Below are 20,147 nucleotides of genomic sequence, written 5' to 3' on the forward strand. Positions count from 1 at the left end.
TATGAAAAAACTGGCACTCTCCCTTGCTATAGCTCTCCTGACTCCCCTCTGTTCACTGCGGGCGCAGGAAGACCCGTTTGTGGTGCGTTTGAAAGAAAAGCTGGCAGCGTTTTACGAGAATCGCCTGCCCGTTAAGCTGCACCTCTTTTTTAACCAACCCGCGTATTACCCGGGTGACACCGCGTATTTCCACATATCGTTTCTCAGTGAACAGGGTCTGCGCGGCATCGGCGGCCGGCAGATCATACAGGTCTCCCTGATGGACGGCCAGAATACCCCCGTTATACGACAACAAGTATTGATCCGCGACGGATTTGGCTACAACCAGTTGGTAATTCCGCCGTCACTTCCCGCCGGTATGTATACCGTTACCGCGTACAGCAATTGGATGAATAACTTCGACAAGTCGTTGCTCTACCAAACCAGGTTGCCGATCGTTACCGAAAAGAGCCTTGCGGGTAGCCCGATCTACACCCCTGCATTTTATCCGGAGGGAGGCAATCTCGTACAGCAGGTTAGCAACAAGATTGTCATGACCGGTGCGCCGGGCACACAAAACGATATTGTAACATCGTCCGGTAGTACGGTCGCCACCTGCACGCTCGACAGCGCCGGTCTCGGCTTCTTTTTTCTGACGCCGCAACCCGGCGAAACCTATACTGCCGTTGGAAGCAAGGGTGTCCGCACGGCACTTCCCGCGTCGACTAACGTCGGTGTAAATATGCTGTTGACGCACACCAGTGCGGAGGCTCCCGTACGCATCATTCTGCAAGCGGGTCAGCAAACATTCACCACCGACCACAACCGCGCCTACCTCGTGATTAGTGCGCAAGGACACGTGTACTACAGTGCGACGATCCAGTTTGGCGAGAGCCGTAACGGCATGGTGATGATCCCCGTCGGAAACCTGCCCTCAGGCATGACCCGGGCCACGTTGTTTCGCCCAGACGGTACAGTACTAGCCGAGCGTTTGTTTTTTGTAGAAGAGGCCGCCCCCGTGCAGATCACCAGCACCTTCGATAAACAAGTATACAACACCCGTGAAAAAGTAACGCTAAAACTACATGTGGAGGATAAAACAGGCATCACAAAAACCAAGCTGCAGGTACGGATATACCAGCACGACCTGTTCCCTCCGGCAGTATCGCCGCGCATCCATCCGCTACAGGTCTCCGGCAATTTGCCATATACCGCGTATGCGCCATTTCTGACCAGCACGCCGCAGGCCTTTGATAATTTCCTCATCACCCAACAGGACAAACTGTTCACATGGCCGGACGTTTGGAACAACGCCGAGGCGCGTAATGATTATAGCTTTAGTACATCCCTGCGTTTCGCCGGTCGCGCCACGTTTCAGCAATCTTCCAAACCGCTTCCCGACTCAACCCGCATTACATTCTTCCTCGAAAAAGACGTGATGACATACTCTATCTATCTCAACAAAGAAGGACGATTCAGCTTTCCTTTGCTAAATGACTTTATCGGCGATGACCTGGTATACTACCGCGCCGATGTAAAGGGCGTCACTGTAAAAGATGTCGTTGTGACAATGTCGCTGGAAGATGCCGCGCCCCCGACGCCGGACAATCGCACGGTATACCGGGAGACGGCTACATCCTCGCCATACGCCACGTTCGCCACGCAAAAACTGACGATCGATCAGGCCTATGGATTTTTGAAGCATGCGCAACAACAGAACTATGAGAAAGCAAACCCGCATGCATTCCTGGAAGAAGAGATCTTCGGCCCCGATGTTACTGTAAACCTGCGCGACTACCTGCTCTTTCCCGACATGGAAGAAACGCTCCGCGAGATCATCCCCTTTGTACAACATCGCTGGCACAACAAGCAACACGTGGTACGGGTATTCTTACCCGACCTGGAGGCACTGGGCAAAGAATCACCCGTGTATATAATCGACGGTGTCCTGACAGATGATACCGATTACTTCATGTCGCTCAAGCCGGAAGATGTTGCTACGATCAAAGTAGTATGTTCAAACGATAAACTTCGGACATTCGGCCAGATCGGCAAAAGTGGTATTGTTTTGATAGAGACCACGATCCCAGGCAACGCTGCCAGTGTGCCGATACCAGTCACCACGCTAAAGGTACAGGGCATTACGCCTATAAAACCATTACTAACAGGTGCGGATGCCGACGCCATACAACGATATCCGCAGATTTTGCCCGCCCTCTACTGGAATCCCGACGTAACGACAGACGAAGCCGGCAACGCGACATTGTCTTTTTATACACCGGACAATACGGGCGAGTATAACATCGAGATTGATGGCATCACATACTCGGGTAAACCGGTCACGGCATCAGGGAAATTTAACGTGGTATACCAGCCCGGCCCGATGGGCAAACGTTAGAACACCGTCACACCCGCCGGTGTAACAATTTGAGTCAGCGGTTGGTCAAAGGCATTGGTATCATCTATTGCCACGGGTTCAGTAAACAAGGATAATCCGACGCGTTGGCACGAAGGCTTGCACAGCGGCAGGAACCGGTCATAAAAGCCTTTGCCATAGCCCACACGATTACCGTATACATCAAAGGCCAGCAGCGGCACCAACACCATGTCGATCTTTTCAGGCTCGGTCGGCACACCTTGCTTAGGCTCCAGAATACCCCAGGCGTTAGCCTGTAACTGGTGCATACCCTCAAAAAAAATATTCTCCAGTTGCCCTGTCTGCGGTTGTACACGTGGCAACGACAGCCGGATGTGTGGAAACTCCCTCCGGATGCGGTCAATGATTAGCCACGTGTTTGGCTCTCTGAATTTTTCAATCGGCACAAAGCTGTGCAGCACGCGCACGAACGAAAGATCAACAAACGCAAAGAAGTATTCACTTAAAAGATGATTGAGGCGGAAATATTCCGCCTCGGACATTGTTGCCCGTTTTTCTGAATAAAGCTTGCGTAGTTCGGCCTTGGTCATGCAGGGTTCGCCAGCGGTTGCTTGTACGCAAAGATATAGAATTGAAAATCGAATGGATCAAAATGCAGCAGCAGGTGCTGGATGAACTGCGGGTCCTGCTGGTAGAAGTTGAGGAAGTTGTCGGTGCGCTCCTGTAAGTTTCCGTTCGGGAATAGTAAATCTTTTACCGCTTCGATCTGTCGCAACGTGTCACTGTGTAAACGTTTCTCCGCGCGGAGCAACTTGTGCTCGATCTTCTCCAGGCTGTTCAGCGCCCGCTTCCCTTCTGCCGCCACATAGGCTGCGAGAGTAGTGTCAATCTCATGGGCGCGTTGACGCAAGACCTCGAACAACGCCTGAACGTCCGTACGTTCTTTGCCTACCGTGAGGTTGCGGGGCGAATGCTGCAATACCCAGTGATTGTAGATATAGTTCTTGTCTTCAAAGAAATCACGAATATGAAGTTCCGTCCGCAGGAACTTACGATGCGCGGTATGCTCCAGGACCAACGCAAAGTTGCGCGGCATGAGAATCGGGAAAGGCACCTGGAAGTGTTTGAATACACCGCCAAGCTGCAACCAGTACTCCACTTCAGAAGGTCCACCCGCATACGCCAGGTTCGGTAGGATCATCTCCTGGTACAGTGGACGCAGGATGACGTTAGGACTGAACTTTTCAGGATGCTTGTCGATCAGCGCGCGGAGTGCCTCGGCCGTAAACGATATATCGGTATCGACCACCTGAAACTGATCACCTACTTTTTCGATCCGTGCGCGCAGGCCTTCGTCCAGGTAAAAGAAATTAATGTCACGACCGTTTACAGCAGGCTTGTAGCCTTTTGCTTCCAGCGCCTGTGTGGTTTGATCAACGTGTTTCTTGGCGACGTTGTCAAAAATATCTTGTTGGATCACATCGCGGAAGCCGGTTTTAAAAGCCGTCTCATCGGCGTCGATCACCACCAGCCCTTCAGCGCCAAATAACGCATTGACATAATGCCGCACCGCGCCGCTTAAGGTCTTGTTTTTCGTATAAGCTTCCCGGAATAGTTGAATGTCGCCGGGAACTTCGCGCAGCAGCCCCGCCATGTCCTTTGTCGAGAACCGGCCGACAGCTCCTTGTTGGGGAGTCTCCCAGATATACTTCTTATTGTATAACCGGAAATATTTGATCTCGTCGTAATCGTGATCTTCCGAAGCCATCCAATATACCGGAACAAAGGTGTAGTCCGGATATTTTTCCTTTAGCTGACGACAGGTGTTGACGACCGTTACGATCTTATAAATGAAGTATAGCGGTCCCGTGAAAATGTTCAGCTGGTGACCTGTGGTCACGGTAAAGGTCGTATCGTCGGCCAGGGCCTTAATGTTGACCTGTACGGCCTCGGGTGTCGTTACGTCTTTGTATTGTCGCTGCAACACCTCGACGAGTGTCGTGCGGCGGTCGCGCGTAAAGGCGGCTTGCTTGTCGGTTATCTGCTGCTTGAATTCGCCTGGCGTCGGAAAGCGATTATAGAAAGGACGCAACGATTCTTTTTGCTGAATGTAATCGAGAAAAAAGGGATGGAATGCATGGGTGTCAGCAAAGGGAATTTTCTCAAGCTGCATAAAAAAGTGCGGAGGTTGGTGGACTCAGAAACTACACCCCGAATAACGGGAATTAATGGTATTATGTTTGAAAGAATTCTATCACCGGAGAAGCGCAGCCCGCCTTTGGTCAATAAAATTTGTTAATGATCTGTTAAAGCCCCTGCATCATAACACGACCTCTCCCGTCAGGTCGAATTCCGTGGCAGATTTAATTTTTACGTTGGCAAAATCACCGACACGAAGATAGTTGTCGGGACTTTGGATGATGACCTCGTTATCCACTTCCGGTGAGTCAAACTCCGTCCGGCCGATAAATGTGCCGCCCTCTTTCCGGTCGATCAGCACCGGGAGGGTTTTACCAACCCGCTGCTGATTCAACGACAGCGATATGCCTTGTTGCAGCTCCATGATCTCGTCTACCCGTTCTTGCTTCACATCTGCGGGTACATCATCAGGCATGGAGTATGCGTGCGTGTTTTCTTCGTGCGAGTAGGCAAATACACCCAGGCGATCAAATCGCGACCGCTCAATAAAACGTAGCATTTCTTCGTGCTCGGCTTGTGTTTCTCCCGGGTGGCCGGAGATCATGGTTGTGCGAATAGCAATGCCGGGCACACGCTCGCGAATGGTCTCGAGCAATTGCTCGGTCTTTTCGCGTGTTGTACCACGCCGCATGATCTGCAGCATCTTGGAAGAGCCGTGCTGCAGGGGAATGTCGAGGTACTTGCAGATGTTCGGCCGCTCCGCCATGACGTCAAGGACATCCATCGGAAAGCCTGCGGGAAATGCATAGTGAAGGCGGATCCAGTCAATTCCTTCTACATCCGACAGCCGCTGCATCAGCTCTGCCAGATTGCGTTTTTTATACAGGTCGAGACCGTAATAAGTTGAGTCTTGCGCAATGAGCAACAGTTCTTTGGTGCCGTTCTTGGCCAGGTTTTTGGCCTCGAGGACCAGCTCCTCCATCGGACGCGAGATGTGGCCGCCGCGCATCAGGGGAATGGCACAAAATGAGCAGGGACGATCGCAGCCCTCAGATATTTTTAAATAAGCATAATGGCTGGGATTCGTCAAAATACGTTCGCCTACCAGCTCCGTCTTATAGTTGGCTTTGAAGACTTTCAGCAACCGCGACAGGTCGCGGGTACCGAACCAGGCATCAACATCCGGGATTTCTTTTTCCAGGTCGTCTTTGTAGCGTTCGGAAAGACACCCTGTGACGTATACCTTGTCGACAATACCCTCTTCCTTCGCATCGACATATCGCAAAATGGTGTCGATGGATTCCTGCTTGGCATTGTCGATAAACCCGCACGTATTGATCACCACGACGCTCGCGTCATCGTCGCTTGACTCGTGTACAGCGTTGATGCCGTTGCCGCGAAGCTGGGTGAGCAATACCTCCGAATCCACCAGGTTCTTGGAACAGCCCAGTGTCACAATGTTGACTTTCGTCTTTTTATTTCCCTTTGTCTTCATGTCTCTTGGCAGATTTGGTGGGGGTCCAAATGAAATGGCCCCCCCAACGCCTTTCCGGCGGCAAAAATACAAAAATAAACGGGCACGGAATTTGGGCTTCCGGGTGTTAAAGTATCTTTACAGCCTCAAACCAAACCATGAAAAAGTCGTCCTGGTTCATTTTTTTCCTGATTTTGGCCGTTTCTTGTCTCGACGATCCCGACTGTTTTCGTCTAAATAATAATGTCGTCGGATTTGCTTTTCGGGTGATCGGTTCCAACCGCGCAGACACGGTTCGACTGGTGATGGTAAATGTGAGCGGCACGGACAATTTTGTTCCCGACACGGTCACATCCAGCGTATACGTGCCAATCAACTTCACCACGGATTCCACCAACGTCAGGTTTACATATCAGGACGGCACCACCCACTACCTCGATCTGCGATATAACCTTAAGACGCAGTTTATTTCCGAGGATTGTGGCTCGCGATATGAAGTGTCGGACCTCCTGGCGCGGGATACGGACATAGACTCGGTACGTGTAATCAGCAGTGCGCCCAATAAGGCCGCCGGAGCAATCAACATCGAGCTCCTCCGTTGCCCCAACCCGCGATACGTGGGGGTGGCCTTCTATGATATGTCGGCGTCCAATAACAACACGGTTGCCTTTAACATTAAATCCGGGTCGCTGGCAGTAGACAGCATCATCGCTGACTATAGCGGTGAAGTGCTTTACCCAAAAGCCAGCCGCGCACTTTTTTACTTACCAATAGACCCATATTCAAACGAAACAACCTTTAGTTTCTACACACGTGGTGGAAACCCGACCATCCCGCAAAAACTACGGGTGACTTACACGACACGTCCACAGAATTCCTTTCCCGACCTGTGCCCTGAAATACGCCGTGTCGAGAATCTGGATGTGACATTAGTAGATGCTGGTCTGGCCGCCGCCGACAGCCTTGGCATTGACGAAGACAACGAATTTCTGAACTATCTGACCGATCCGCCGTCGAGCAATATCCGGTTATTTCGGTGTCCGCAAACAAACCTGGCAAAGCTGGTCTTCCGTCAGCGTACTGCAACGGGCGCTACAACGACCAAAGACGATACAATTGCCGTCAAGCGAATTACGTCGAACTATGCTCCCGACAGGATTTATGCTGGCAACCGCGATCTTTCCAGCGTTACATTGCCGGTAGACCCGGACGCTGACGAAACAATATTTTATATCGAATATACGAACAGCAGTACACCGACCGATACAGTACATATCCGCTATAGGCGTACGACAAGCGCCAGCGGCATACGGAATTGTGGCACCATAACCGCATATACCGAACTGGTAGGTGATGAGGGAAATGCGGATAACATCATCGTCGCGCCAACGAATAGTACGAACTCCGATGCTTTACATAATCCCCCCACGTATACTAATATTCAGGTTATCCATGAGGCTGATCAGTAGCATAGTGTTTGTTTTGGTGGCCATCGTCGCACAGGCCCAGCATGCTGCCCCTCGACAGCCGGCTGCGCCCAAAAAAGACAAAGCCCCGGTGGCTACAGCTACCCCCGAGAAGGATACTGTTAAGGTGACGAAAGACCCGCGGCGGTTCATTCCTACCGGCGTGCGTTTTGGCACCGACGGTCTGACGATCGCCCGAAATTTTTACGATAATACTTTTTCGGGGTGGGAGGTTGACGCTGACGTGGATTTTGACCGGTATTTCCTCGCACTGGAATACGGCACGTGGTCTCGTAGCTTTGATGGCAGTGGCAACGTATATGACAACGACGGCCGCTATTTCCGAACCGGTATCGATGTGAATTTTCTTACGAAGGATCCCGAGAAAAACATGTTCTTTTTCGGCCTGCGCTACGGACGCGCTACCTATTCAGAGCACCTCACCGTGGATACAACGGATCCAGATTTTGGCGACATCAGGGATACATATCACAACACGAACCTCCACGGCCATTGGTATGAGTTGACCACCGGGCTTCGTGTCAAGATGATCGGCGGTTTCTGGATGGGGTATACTGCTCGTTTTAAGTTCGGCCTCAAAACCAACGATGGCGGCGAGATGATCACCAGTGATGTGCCGGGCTTTGGTCGCACCGACAAACCTTCCACGTGGGGTTTTAACTATGTGCTGTTGTTCAGAATCCCCCTGGGCAAAGCCAAAGTGCCTACGGCAGCGGCGCCGACAGCAGAGAAGGAAAGTACGAAAGAGAAATAATTCAGGAGCGCTTAGCCGTTGCGCTTAAACAGGGAATCGACAAACTCCGTCTTATTAAACACCTGCAGGTCATCAGTCTTTTCACCCACGCCAATATATTTGACGGGTATCTTAAATTCGTCGGAGATCCCGATCACCACACCACCCTTTGCTGTACCATCCAGTTTAGTAATCGCCAGCGCAGTTACTTCCGTGGCTTTGGTAAACTCGCGCGCCTGGATTACCGCATTCTGTCCGGTGCTTCCATCGAGTACCAATAATACTTCGTGGGGGGCATCGGGTATAACTTTTTGCATAACGCGTTTGATCTTGGTGAGCTCGGCCATCAGGTTGACCTTGGTGTGCAATCGGCCGGCAGTGTCGATTATAATAACATCGGCATTCCGATCCACACCTTCTTTCACGGCGTCGAATGCAACGGCAGAAGGGTCCGTATTCATGCCACGCGAAATGACCGGCACGCCTACGCGCTCCCCCCACAACTTAAGCTGATCCACCGCAGCAGCGCGGAAGGTATCCGCTGCACCTAGTACAACGTTCTTACCCTTCTTTTTGAATTGCGCCGACAACTTGCCGATGGTGGTCGTTTTACCCACGCCGTTTACCCCGACAACCATAATAACATACGGCTTTTTATCCGAAGGCGTTTCGAATTCGGCTACGTCTTGTGAATTGCTTTCGGACATAAGAACGGCGATCTCTTCACGCAAGATCCGGTCCAGTTCGGTAGTGCCGAGGTATTTGTCGCGGGCCACGCGGGCCTGGATGCGCTCGATTATCTTCAGGGTTGTTTCCACACCCACGTCGGAGGACACGAGAATCTCTTCGAGATTGTCTAGCACCTCGTCGTCTACAGTAGATTTACCGACAAGCGCTTTCCCCAGCTTGCCAAAGAAGCTATCCTTGCTTTTTTCAAGTCCCTTATCGAGGGATTCTTTTTTGTCTTTTGAAAACAGTCCGAACATAATGGGTCTGGGGTAAGGCATCCTGCGGATAGACGCCGACGTACAAATTAAAATAAAAAAAAAGTCCCTCAAGGGGACTTCTTTTATTCTGTGAGGCCAGCTTATTTCTTGGCGAGTGTTTCTTTCACCAGATCAGCTGCGACAATTTCTTCTTTGAAGGTATAAGCACCAGTCTTTTCAGACCGCACGGCACGGATCACTTTTGCGTAGCTTTTTCCGTCGGTTTTTTTCAGGGTAGCAACTACTTTCTTTGCCATGGTTATTTAATTTCTTTGTGTACAGTTACTTTTTTCAGAATCGAATTGTATTTCTTCAATTCCAGACGTTCTGTTGTGTTCTTGCGGTTCTTCGTGGTAATGTAACGACTCATACCCGGCTGGCCGCTGGTCTTGTGCTCTGTGCACTCTAAGATCACTTGGATCCTGTTACCTTTCTTTGCCATGATTTCTTTGCTTTATTTACTAGAGTACCAGGTTTCCGTTGGCTTTAGCTTCCTTTAAAACCGCAGAGATACCGTTTTTGTTGATAGTCTTAATTGCTTTTGTGGATAACTTCAAAGTGATCCATTTACCCTCTTCAGGGATAAAGAAGCGCTTCTTCTGAAGGTTCGGCAAAAAACGACGCTTGGTCTTGTTGTTCGCGTGCGAAACATTGTTGCCTACCTGAGGTCTTTTTCCGGTTATTTGACAAACTCGTGCCATATTCAGCTTTTTTAGCCCTTTTCGAAAAGGGACTGCAAATATCGTTAAAAGCAGTCCATAAATACAAACCGATCCCTAAATAAAACCCTAAAAAAGCTTGGAAATCAGTTCCTGCGGCTCCAAACCAGCAAAATCGTGGATAATAAAATCCGTCTCGTGTAGCTCCTCAGGGCTGTGCGTGGTCGTAATGCCCACAACTTTGCACCCCGCCTGCTTGCCGGCCTGCACGCCTGACAGCGAATCTTCAAAGACAATGCAGTCCGCCGGAGCATAGCCCAGGGCCGCCGCTGATTTCAAATAAATCTCGGGATCAGGTTTGCCTTTGCTTACAAAACTATCGTCAAGGATAGTAGGAAAAAACCGCTCGGTATGCGTCTTCGAAAGAGAAAAATCTACGTTCGAGCGCGGGGCAGAAGTGGCGATGGCCCGTGCAATGCCGAGCGCATCCATCTTTTCCAGGAAGCCCACCAACCCGTTCACAGCCCTAATGTCTTTGTCGTACACCTGGCGATAGAGCGCCTCCTTTTCTTCTGCGTATTGCTGGATGCGGGCATCGCCGATGTCGCCAAACAAATTGGAAATCCAATCTTTGTTGGTGCGGCCGTAAATCTTCTCGCGCAGCTGCGCTTCGGTCAGGTCGTACCCTAGCTGTTTGCAAAATTGTTGAAGAGCTATTTTGTGATAAGGATTGCTGTCGACAATGACGCCATCCATATCAAAGATAAAGGCTTTATTCATGCGGCGTTAATTACAAAACATTCCACATTAAAGCACGACAAATCTTCGTGCAAACGATTTGTTGCCAATCGCCACGCGTAAAATGTATACGCCCGCCGCGAGCGAGGCCACTGGTACATCCGTTGTTTGCTGCCCTTGCAGATACAACGGTTGGCCAACCGCCTGACCGGTGACACTGTAAACCTGTGCCGTGGCAGCCCGATCGATGCGCACTTCCAGTCGTTGTGTCTGGCGTGCGACGGGATTAGGTCCGAGGTAGATCGCGGGATCTCCCGGCAGAACGCCTTCATTGTCATGGCGCAGAATGTGTATGCCGCCTTGCAGATTACCCACCACCAGGGCCGGTCGCGCACTGCTAAACAAATTGACGGCCACGGGCCACACACGCCCGCCCAGGTTGTAGGATTCGTATTCGTCCAACAGCGGATTCCACAGAATATTGGTGGCGGCATTTTCGGCCTGCGTAGCAAGACGGAAGTTGCTGACGATGCGCAGAACACCCGTCTGATCGCCCATCACCAAATCGGCCGCGCCGTCGCCGTCGAGATCGCCCACCGCGCAAGCAATATTCTGACGCACCACACTGGACACCAGGCCCAGGTACGCGCTTGACTCCAGCACAAAGTTCAGGCCTCCTGTGTTTCGCAAATAAAAGAGCGTACCGTTGGTGCGGCCATACAAGAGATCGGGACGCCGGTCGAGGTTAACGTCAACGACGAGTATATTCTCCGACGAGACCAGGGTAGCGTTATTGGGCAGCGCAGGGAGTGTAATAAGCTGACGATCGTTCAGGGAAAAGTTGGCGCTGCCGCTAACACGGTTCGGAATATAATACAGGCGCGTCACCCCATCGTCAGGAGACGTGCCGGTGAAGACGAGATCGTTGCTACCGTTCGCGTCCATATCGGCAAACTGGATCTTGATGTTATAAAGCCGTAGCGAGGTGAAGATGAGATAGTCCGGGTCGACGAGTGTAAAGATGGGTAGTTCGGCCGAGCCGGTGTTTTCGTATACCTGTATCGTGGCATAAAGAATGCTGGAACTGTTTTGGCTGATGAAGAGGTCAAAGTCACCGTCGCCGTCATAATCCAAAAAGGCAGGCACGGCATTGTCTCCAACTTCCAGCATGGCGTCTTGTAAGAAGTTGTTCTTGACAAAGGCGAGCGATGGATCGGTATTGGTACCGTTGTTTTTGTACAGCCAGCTCGATCGTGCGAGGTCGATGAACGTCGCTGGGTCGGCACGATTGATCTGTTTACTGGGCAGGTTGGTAGAGACAATGATGTCTTTTTTACCATCGAAGTCGACGTCCTCGTAATAGGCCGCGGGGTATAAGAAGTTCGGGGCGGTTGGCCCGGGAAAGTCGACGTTGGTGTTAATAAGGGGTGCATCGACGGTGCCGGCGTTTTCGAGCAGCCAAAGGTGATTACACGCCGCCTCCGACAGCAATATGTCGGGTATGCCGTCGTGCGTGAAGTCTTGCACAAGCAGGCTTTTGCCACCGGCGTGTTCGGGCCGGCCACCGGTAAAACAAGCAGTGTTGTTAAAGGCAAAGTCGCCGCAGCCACATTCTACGAAGCCACCCCATTTGGATGTCACACGTTCGAAATCCAGTGAGTCACACGTACCGTGGTGCTCGATGCCAAAATTTTTATAATAGCCTACAGTGCCATTGCTGCCAAAGCTGATGCTAAAGATATCGAGGTCACCGTCGCCGTCTACGTCAGAAATCGACGGCAGGTCGTCAGGCGCCATTTGAAGATTTACTTTGAACGTGCCGGAGCCTTTGTATAATACCGCGTCGCTCATGCCGCCGCCAGGACCGCTGGAAAATCGAATATGCTCCCAGGCGGGGAGACCGCCCTCGGGGGTAACGTTGCGGAATACACGAATGCCGAAGTTGTCGCCGGTGAAGATGTCTTTGTGACCATCGCAGTCAAAGTCACGCAGCAATAACCAGTTGATGATCTCGGTTGGAAAAAAATGTTCGTAGGCAGGCGTATACACATAACGACCGTCTTGCTGCAGGAAGGTAGAGATTTTTGCCGCCATGCGGTCGTACACCACAAGGTCGTCTTTGCCATCGTGGTCGAGGTCCAGCGTGTTGTATTGGGCAGCGTTCAATCCACCGGCCCAGGCTAAGTCCAGGTTGTTCTCAGCACGGTTGACCAGCACCGAATCTTCCAGCGTATACGTAAACTGGGCGTGCAGGCCTAGCGGGAAGAGAATCAATGCGGCGTGTAAAAACCTTCTCATGTAAAATAAATTTCTTCCTTAGCATAACGTAGTCGCGATACGGCCTGTTATCTTGCTGCAAGATACTTTCTTCTGGGTTAGCCGGGAAGGATGGTCGTGTTAATATAGAGAATAGTACTGTATGGAAATAGCCGCATTGTATGCCCGGTTCAAAGAGGCAGGAAAGGTGTCTACCGACACCCGTAAAATTGAGCCCGGAGCGATGTTTTTTGCGCTGAAGGGAGACCGCTTTAATGCCAACGAATTTGCCGCGCAGGCCCTCGGGGCCGGCGCCCGGTACGTAGTGATAGATGAAGCCCGGTATAAAGTGGACGATCGCTGCCTGCTGGTGGACGACGTGTTAACAGCCCTGCAGGCGCTGGCCCGGTATCATCGCAGCCAATTAAAAATGCCGGTGGTAGGACTGACGGGCTCCAATGGAAAGACCACCAGTAAAGAGCTGGTCAGCGCCGTGCTGAGCCAGAAGTTTAAGACATATGCCACCAAAGGCAACCTGAACAATCACATCGGTGTGCCGCTTACACTGCTGGCCATAGACGACTCGTATGAAATAGCGGTGGTAGAAATGGGCGCCAACCACGTCGGCGAGATCGCGTTGCTTTGTTCGATTGCCAATCCCACACACGGTTTTATTACCAACATCGGCCGCGCCCACATCGGCACTTTCGGCGGGTATGAAAATATCATCCGCGCGAAGTCTGAATTATACCAGCACCTGCTGACGCATCAGGGCACCGTGTTTATTCAATCTCAAAATCCCGTGTTAGCCAATATGGCCAAGCGCTTTGCCGCGCCGGTATTTTACCCGGCATCGGGCGACTACTATCACTGTGCGTTGATCGATGCCGACCCGTTCGTGCGCGTACGCGCCGAGAACGGCGACACGATCACGACCAACCTGATCGGTAGTTATAATTTTGAGAACATTGCGGCTGCCTTGTGTATTGGCAAGTTCTTTGGCGTGGACGACAAACTGGCAAACCAGGGCATCGCCGCCTACGTGCCGGGAAACATGCGATCGCAGATCTTACAGAAAGGCAGTAATACCATCATATTGGATGCGTACAACGCCAACCCCAGCTCCATGCAGGCCGCCATTGAAAACCTGGCGGCGATGAAAGCCGACCGGAAAGTGGCGATCCTGGGCGACATGTTCGAGTTGGAGGAAGAAGCCGAAAAAGAGCATGCTGCGTTGGGCGCGTTGCTGCGCGAAAAGAATTTTGCCGCGGTATACTTGTGCGGTAACCTCGTGCGTGCGACGGCAGATGCTTTACCCGGCGCCCGGCACTTCACCACTAAGGAAGACTTGGTGGCTGACTTAAAAAGGCATCCGCTCGAATCAGCGACGATCCTCGTAAAGGCGTCACGCGGCATTGGATTGGAAACGATAGTCGACAGCTTATAAACACACAATAGTATTTACCCATGGAGTTTACACCCATACTCAAGTTCCTGAAAGACCTGGCCAAGCACAACGATCGGGATTGGTTTGAGAAGAACAAGTCGCGCTACGTAGAGGCGCGTGAGTATTTTGAGCAGGCTGTTGGAACCTTGTTAAACGACATGATCAAATTTGATGCGTCGCTGGCAGGCCTGGAACCGAAGAAACTGATCTTCCGCATCTACCGCGACGTACGCTTTAGCAAAGACAAAAAACCGTATAAGAATAATTTCGGTGCCGGCTTCTCCGCATCAGGCAAAGGACTTGGCATGCCCGGATATTATTTCCAGGTGCAGCCCGGTGGGGAAAGTTTTGTAGCCATTGGATTTTTTCAACCCGAGCCGGAGATCCTGGCCCGGGTGCGTCAGGAAATAGACTACAATGCTGCCGCGCTGGAGAAAATCTTTCGCGATAAGAAATTCAAAGCAAACTTCGAAAAATTTTGGGAGGAAGGCGCCCTCAAGAATGCGCCCAAAGGATACCCCAAAGATCACCCCCATGCCGACTGGCTGCGGCTGAAGAGCTTTATTGTCATTCGTAACTTCAGCGACGCCGAAGTGGCAGATAAGAAATTTCTCAAGCAAGTGGCCGACACACTTAAATCGGGCAAGCCATTGAATGATTTTCTGAAAGAAGCGCTGGCATAGGTAGACCGTGCCATTAACTTTGTACCATGTTTTTATATAATGTAACGGTGGGCATCGACAAGGAGCTTGAAGCGGATTGGGTGCAGTGGATGAAGGAGCAATATGTACCGGTGGTGATGGCTACCGGCATGTTTGTGGACTGGAAGATGTACAAGGTGTTGCACGACCAGGAAGACGGCTCGGTGTCGTACAGCGTGCAATATTTTGCCACAACGATTGAGCGGGTAGTGCAATTTGTTGAGCAAGTGGAGCCGGAGTTGAACAAGGCACACCAGCAACGCTATAGAGATAGACATGTGGCCTTCCGCACATTGCTGGAGGAGGTTTAAACAAAGGCAAAAAAAATACCCGGTTCGTCAGCCGGGTATTTTTTATATGTCCTTTCTTCAAGCTGTTAATACACGCTACTTCTTGCGTATTTTTCGAACGGTACTCTTCGTGCCGTTAGTTGCTTTCAACAGGTAATTTCCCGTCGGTACACCACTCAGGTCGAAGTTATGTTCGATGTTATCGATGTTCTCTTGCTTCAATACGTTGCCCGAGTAATCCAGCAACAATACTTTGCCACCACGCCATGACGCGTCGAAAAGCAAGGTCACTTCATCTTCTGCCGGGTTGGGATAGCTCACGATTTCGTTTGCCTCTGCGGTGCGGGCAGCTGCAGTCGCAGTACCGTACACTTCCAGCTCATAGATAGAATAGCCCCACTCGGTGCCGCGTACAGTAGCGTTGACACGTACATACCGTGCCGTGCCACTCAAGCCAGTGTGATCATTCACCAGCGTCGTGTTGCCTGTGACCGGTTTTAATGTAGACCATGCGTTGCCGTCGTTGGACGTTTCAATAACATAGTCCCTGCCATAGGCAGCTTCCCACGTGATCTTCACGCGGCTGATGGAATAGGTGCCACCCAGGTCCACAGCGATCCACTCGAGCGCTGTCTCTGCACTCGCCCAACGGGTGGTTGTAGTGTTTCCATCAACAGCTTTGCCACCTTCCAGACCCGCAGCCTCTACGGACGAGGTTGTTACGGACTTGTTCAGAGCGATGTTCGATACCGGGTTTGTTACCAGCGAACCATATACTTCCAGTTCATAAATAGAATAACCATAAGGTAATCCACGCACAGTATTATAGACCCGTACATAACGTCCGCTGCCGCTGAGGCCGGCGTAGTCGTTTACGAGGGCGGTGTTGCCGGTTACCGTGCGCAGCGGTGTCCAGTTGTTGTTATCGGATGAGATCTCAATAACATAGTTCGCAGCATAAGCAGCCTCCCAGGTAATTTTCACCCGGTTTACGGCGTAGCTTGCTCCCAGGTCAACGGTGATCCACTCGGTTGCAGTCTCTGCACTGGCCCAACGTGTTGACAGGTTACCGTCCACGGCTTTGCTGCCTTCCAGGCCCGCGCCTTCAATAGAAGAGGTCGTAGCAGCTTTGTTCAGTGCAATGTTTGCGCCACTGTTGCCGGTAGTGACAGAAACACTCACAATACCCGATGTGGTAGAAGCACCGGCATTGTCCGTAGCGATAGCAGTGAGAGAATAGCTGCCGGCGCTCACGTTGCTCCAGGTGTAGCTGTACGGTGCAGTGTTGTCAGTGCCCAGCAAGGTAGTGCCCTGGTAAAACGATACGCCGGTGATGGTGCCATCAGCATCGGCGGCATTGGCCGAGATGGTAATGCTGGCGGGTGCCGTAAAGCTACTGCCGCTGGTAGGCGCCGTGATGCTCACGGTGGGCAATTGGTTGGTGCCACCACCCGGGAAGTCGTCGGCCGGACTCATGATCTTGTCGCGGATCCACAGACCTGCTTCTTTCAGGTTGTTTGTAGTCCAGGGGCCATTCGGAGAAATGCCGGTCTTCCATACTGCGCCCGACAGCGGGTCGTCTGAATAGTTCCAGTTGGTCCAGCTGATCTTCTTCTGACGCATCATGTCGATGTAACGCTGCGTCATCACAAAATCGTTGGGGCCGTCACCCGATGCCTCTTGTGAGCCGAACTCGGATACGAACACCGGCAGGCGGTCGGCCGCCCAGCTGAGCTCGTTCAGGTATTGATCGCGGTGATCTTTTGCATAAAAGTGAAACGTATACATCACGTTCGGGAAGCTGAGCTGGTTGCTGACAATGTCTTGCGCGCTGCGGCCCATCGACACACCCATCGAGCTCCACGCATGCGTACCGACGAGGACTACAGCATCCGAGTCAATCGCGCGAATAACAGGAATGATCTGGTCGGCATACGTCTTAATAACAGGCCATGTTGTGTTGTTGCCGTTGGGCTCGTTGCACACGTCATAGATGATGTTATTGTAGTCCTTAAACGTGTTGGCAATCTCCGTGAAAAAGGTCTTGGCGCGTGCGAGGTTGAAGTTCGGGTCACCCGGGGTGAGCTGGTGCCAGTCTACCAGGGCATACATGCCGCGTTCGGTAGCTTCATTCACCAGTGTCTTCACCTGGTTGGTGTAACCGGTTGGGTTTGTTTCGTAGCCACCTTCCTGCACATACAGCGAAATGCGGAGAATGTCAGCGCCCCAGTCGTACGCGAGTGTATTGAGAGAGGTTTCGTTCAGCGACTTTCCCCAGCCGTGCCACTGAATGCCGTGCGTACTCATACCGCGCAACTGAATGGGATTGCCATACTGGTTGCAAAGCTTGGTACCAATCACCTTTAGCTGACCGTTTTTCTGCACGGGCGTCTGTGCGTGCGCCGACGGCGCCGACAGCTGCCAGCAGGCCGCGATCAACAGTAGGTGTAACATAACAATTCGGAATAGTTTAATCATAGTATTCAAATTTGGTTTTGGTTGTACGCTTGAAACAGGCCGTGCACGGCCTGAAGAGGGAATTAAAACTCCGGATGAATGGGGGAAAGAAAAAAAGCATTGATTAAACGGTTGGCGTCAATTATTAAAAGGCAGAGCCCAAAAAATCTCTTTACAAGGGTTAGCTTCCAATGGGTAGAAAATAACGATGAATTTTTTTTTGGCTGCGTGAACCTAATGGCGGGCGACATGGTTCTAAGACCATACCGATCGGTATGGTTTTACCAAAAGGTTAAGAACAATGCCAAAAGCAGAACAAACCCGGACATTTATCATCGAGCGCACGGCCCCCGTGTTTAACATGAAAGGTTACGCGGGCACGTCGCTATCAGATCTCGAAAAGGCAACTGGCCTGACGAAGGGTAGCATTTACAACAACTTTGCGAACAAAGACGAAGTAGCCCTGGCCGCCTTTGACTACAACCTCAACATGGTCCACACGCTGATCCAATCGGAAATGGCCCTGGCTGACTCGGCGCACGAGAAGCTGATGGCGTACATACGCGTTTACAGCGACCCTTCCTTTCGCAATGCTTTTCCAGAAGGCGGTTGCCCCATTCTAAATACCGCGATTGAGTCAGACGACACACACCCCGCGTTGCGTGAACGCGCGCATGCTGCCGTGATGGATTGGAAAGACACCATTGTGGCGGTAATCGAGCAAGGCATGCAGGCGGGCGAGTTTAAGGCGTCGGTCAACGCGCAAGAGGTGGCGGTGGCGATGGTGGCCATGATCGAAGGCGGCGTCATGATGGCGCGCGTGACAGGCAAGCCTGCCTTACTGAAAACGGTGATGCGTTCGGTCGAACATACCGTCAAAGAATTATTATCAGAATAACTACACACAAGTATAAATTATGAAAACAACAAACAACACCATCCTGATCACAGGCGGCAGTGCAGGCATTGGCCTGGAGCTCGCAAAACAATTTGACGCCGCGGGAAACAAAGTAATTATTACCGGTCGCGATGCCGGTCGGTTAAAGAAGGCCTCCGATCAGCTCCCCGGCGTAACAGGCATCGTAAGCGACGTAACCCGCGCAGCCGACGTCGACAAGCTCGTGGCTCAACTGCAAGCAGAATTCCCCAGCCTAAACGTTGTAATCAACAACGCAGGCCGGGCCTTTGTACACGACCTGGCCCTTGCAGAGGGTACGTACGATAAGGCGGCAGAAGAGATGGAGACCAACTACCTTTCGGTTATTCGACTGAACGAAAAACTGATCCCGATTCTCCGCAAGCAACCGGAAGCAGCGATCGTCGACGTATCATCGATCGTGGCCTATACACCGAACCACATCATTGCCACCTACAGCGCCACGAAAGCGGCCCTGCACTCATATACCGTGTCGCTACGCCACGCGCTATCAAAGAACAGCAGCATAAAAGTGTTTGAGCTCATGCCGCCCCTGGTCAATACAGAGTTTTCGCACGACATCGGTGGCGCAGAACGTGGCATACCGCCAGCTGTAGTAGCCGCAGATTTGTTGGCGGCGTTCGAGCAAGACAGCTACGAAGTCCGCGTGGGCGACACAGCCTATATCTATGAGCTGAGCCGCACATCACCCAATGACGCTTTTGCTGTTCTGAACCCTGCATAAGCAACGACCCTGCAACCAATGAAAACAGAACTGAAACAAAAGATAGCCTTCGCCTTACTCATGGGCATCGTTACAACAGGCGTTATTTCATTTACGCTGATTAGTATTAACGTAGGCTTCACGGAGCGCTTCTGGCAAATTTGGCTCCGATCATGGGTCATGGCCTATATCGTAGTGATCCCCGCCATTTTAATCATCGGCCCCAGGATTCAGGTACTGGTTCATCGGTTGATTCCGCACAGAGAATAGTCAGTGGCAAAATAAAGGGCTTACACCGTAAGCCCTTTATTTTGCAATAAACTTTCCAATTGCCCGCGCTCCAGCGAGCAATTCATCCAACTACCATCAATCGCCGCCCCATACTTCTTATAAAACTCAATGGCCGGCGTATTCCAATCCAACACCTGCCAGATCATACCATTACAATTTTCATCCAGCGCACATTGCATCGTCCGGTTGAAAAGCTCCTGCCCAATGCCGCCGCCACGTTGGCTTTCGGTAACGATGATGTCCTCCAAATAAAGCCGCTTCCCCTTCCACGTAGAATACCGCCAGTAATACAGCGACAACCCCACAATACCCTGCTCATTCTCGGCTACAAAAAAACCGTAGATGGGCGTGGGTCCAAAGCCGTCGCGCTCCATTTGCTCGACGGTATTTGTTACTTCGTGAGGCGCGCGTTCAAACAATGCCAGTTCTTTAATAAGCTCCAGCACGCGCGATAAATCTTCTTTTTTTCCTTTGCGAATCTGAAATGCCATGA

General features: G+C 51.5%; 20 protein-coding genes. 9 read left to right on the forward strand and 11 right to left on the reverse strand.

Translation table 11 applies throughout. The features are described from left to right. Position 1: 1 nt before the first annotated feature. A complete protein-coding gene (locus K7P01_RS13135; protein ID WP_267293650.1) occupies positions 2-2,377 on the forward strand; it encodes a hypothetical protein in 2,376 nt (791 codons plus the stop codon). Here K7P01_RS13135 and K7P01_RS13140 read toward each other — a convergent pair. From K7P01_RS13140 to rimO, 3 genes are all read right to left on the reverse strand, one after another. Further along, complete coding sequence (locus K7P01_RS13140) at positions 2,374-2,946, reverse strand: 5-formyltetrahydrofolate cyclo-ligase (protein WP_267293652.1); 573 nt, start codon at positions 2,944-2,946, stop codon at positions 2,374-2,376. The genes K7P01_RS13135 and K7P01_RS13140 overlap by 4 nt on opposite strands. Continuing rightward, on the reverse strand, positions 2,943-4,529 hold the full coding sequence (gene bshC / locus K7P01_RS13145) for a bacillithiol biosynthesis cysteine-adding enzyme BshC (protein ID WP_267293654.1): 1,587 nt from the start codon (positions 4,527-4,529) through the stop codon (positions 2,943-2,945). The genes K7P01_RS13140 and bshC overlap by 4 nt, the downstream gene beginning before the upstream one ends. A 147-nt stretch (positions 4,530-4,676) precedes the next feature. After that, complete coding sequence (gene rimO / locus K7P01_RS13150; RefSeq protein WP_267293657.1) at positions 4,677-5,990, reverse strand: 30S ribosomal protein S12 methylthiotransferase RimO; 1,314 nt, start codon at positions 5,988-5,990, stop codon at positions 4,677-4,679. A 137-nt stretch (positions 5,991-6,127) separates the two neighbouring features. Between rimO and K7P01_RS13155 the strand changes: the two genes are divergently transcribed. Together K7P01_RS13155 and K7P01_RS13160 are read left to right on the forward strand one after the other, a co-directional pair. Continuing rightward, positions 6,128-7,438 (forward strand): hypothetical protein, encoded by a 1,311-nt coding sequence (locus K7P01_RS13155; RefSeq protein WP_267293659.1) that lies wholly within the window; start codon positions 6,128-6,130, stop codon positions 7,436-7,438. Then, entirely contained in the window at positions 7,422-8,210 is a 789-nt protein-coding gene (locus tag K7P01_RS13160) for a DUF6048 family protein (protein ID WP_267293661.1), read from the forward strand. The genes K7P01_RS13155 and K7P01_RS13160 overlap by 17 nt, the downstream gene beginning before the upstream one ends. 11 nt (positions 8,211-8,221) lie before the next feature. Here K7P01_RS13160 and ftsY read toward each other — a convergent pair whose 3' ends face one another. The 6 genes from ftsY to K7P01_RS13190 form a co-directional block, all read right to left on the reverse strand. Next, positions 8,222-9,175 (reverse strand): signal recognition particle-docking protein FtsY, encoded by a 954-nt coding sequence (ftsY, locus tag K7P01_RS13165; RefSeq protein ID WP_267293663.1) that lies wholly within the window; start codon positions 9,173-9,175, stop codon positions 8,222-8,224. Between the two features lie 101 nt (positions 9,176-9,276). After that, complete coding sequence (locus K7P01_RS13170; RefSeq protein ID WP_267293665.1) at positions 9,277-9,432, reverse strand: DUF4295 domain-containing protein; 156 nt, start codon at positions 9,430-9,432, stop codon at positions 9,277-9,279. A 2-nt stretch (positions 9,433-9,434) separates the two neighbouring features. Continuing rightward, a complete protein-coding gene (gene rpmG / locus K7P01_RS13175; RefSeq protein WP_254082664.1) occupies positions 9,435-9,617 on the reverse strand; it encodes a 50S ribosomal protein L33 in 183 nt (60 codons plus the stop codon). Positions 9,618-9,636: 19 nt separating this feature from the next. Then, on the reverse strand, positions 9,637-9,876 hold the full coding sequence (gene rpmB, locus K7P01_RS13180; protein ID WP_254082665.1) for a 50S ribosomal protein L28: 240 nt from the start codon (positions 9,874-9,876) through the stop codon (positions 9,637-9,639). A gap of 87 nt (positions 9,877-9,963) precedes the next feature. Further along, positions 9,964-10,614 carry an HAD family hydrolase gene (locus K7P01_RS13185; protein ID WP_267293669.1) on the reverse strand — a complete coding sequence of 217 codons (651 nt, stop codon included), beginning with the start codon at positions 10,612-10,614 and terminating at the stop codon, positions 9,964-9,966. A 27-nt stretch (positions 10,615-10,641) separates the two neighbouring features. Further along, on the reverse strand, positions 10,642-12,870 hold the full coding sequence (locus tag K7P01_RS13190) for a T9SS type A sorting domain-containing protein (protein WP_267293671.1): 2,229 nt from the start codon (positions 12,868-12,870) through the stop codon (positions 10,642-10,644). Between the two features lie 121 nt (positions 12,871-12,991). Between K7P01_RS13190 and K7P01_RS13195 the strand changes: the two genes are divergently transcribed. From K7P01_RS13195 to K7P01_RS13205, 3 genes are read left to right on the forward strand one after another with little or no spacing between them, the layout of a single operon-like run. Next, entirely contained in the window at positions 12,992-14,275 is a 1,284-nt protein-coding gene (locus tag K7P01_RS13195; RefSeq protein ID WP_267293673.1) for a UDP-N-acetylmuramoyl-tripeptide--D-alanyl-D-alanine ligase, read from the forward strand. A 20-nt stretch (positions 14,276-14,295) separates the two neighbouring features. Continuing rightward, a complete protein-coding gene (locus K7P01_RS13200; RefSeq protein WP_267293675.1) occupies positions 14,296-14,958 on the forward strand; it encodes a DUF2461 domain-containing protein in 663 nt (220 codons plus the stop codon). 26 nt (positions 14,959-14,984) lie between these two features. Beyond that, positions 14,985-15,287 (forward strand): DUF4286 family protein, encoded by a 303-nt coding sequence (locus K7P01_RS13205; RefSeq protein WP_267293677.1) that lies wholly within the window; start codon positions 14,985-14,987, stop codon positions 15,285-15,287. Positions 15,288-15,362: 75 nt separating this feature from the next. On the opposite strand, the gene K7P01_RS13210 is transcribed toward K7P01_RS13205, so the two are convergent. Next, positions 15,363-17,720 carry a cellulase family glycosylhydrolase gene (locus K7P01_RS13210; protein WP_267293679.1) on the reverse strand — a complete coding sequence of 786 codons (2,358 nt, stop codon included), beginning with the start codon at positions 17,718-17,720 and terminating at the stop codon, positions 15,363-15,365. 304 nt (positions 17,721-18,024) lie between these two features. Here K7P01_RS13210 and K7P01_RS13215 point away from each other — a divergent pair, with 304 nt between their 5' ends. Genes K7P01_RS13215 through K7P01_RS13225 form a run of 3 tightly spaced genes read left to right on the forward strand, consistent with a single transcriptional unit; the run spans position 18,025 to position 19,633 of the window. Beyond that, positions 18,025-18,621, forward strand: coding sequence for a TetR/AcrR family transcriptional regulator (locus K7P01_RS13215; protein WP_267293681.1), 597 nt, complete (start codon positions 18,025-18,027; stop codon positions 18,619-18,621). Between the two features lie 19 nt (positions 18,622-18,640). After that, positions 18,641-19,384 carry an SDR family oxidoreductase gene (locus K7P01_RS13220; RefSeq protein ID WP_267293683.1) on the forward strand — a complete coding sequence of 248 codons (744 nt, stop codon included), beginning with the start codon at positions 18,641-18,643 and terminating at the stop codon, positions 19,382-19,384. 18 nt (positions 19,385-19,402) lie between these two features. Continuing rightward, entirely contained in the window at positions 19,403-19,633 is a 231-nt protein-coding gene (locus K7P01_RS13225) for a DUF2798 domain-containing protein (protein WP_267293685.1), read from the forward strand. A gap of 20 nt (positions 19,634-19,653) precedes the next feature. On the opposite strand, the gene K7P01_RS13230 is transcribed toward K7P01_RS13225, so the two are convergent. Then, the gene (locus K7P01_RS13230; protein WP_267293687.1) at positions 19,654-20,145 is read right to left on the reverse strand and encodes a GNAT family N-acetyltransferase; all 492 of its coding nucleotides are present in this window, start codon (positions 20,143-20,145) and stop codon (positions 19,654-19,656) included. Positions 20,146-20,147: the final 2 nt, after the last annotated feature.

Origin of the sequence: Parachryseolinea silvisoli (assembly GCF_021190955.1) — a bacterium.
Classification (GTDB): Bacteria; Bacteroidota; Bacteroidia; order Cytophagales; family Cyclobacteriaceae; genus Ohtaekwangia; species Ohtaekwangia silvisoli.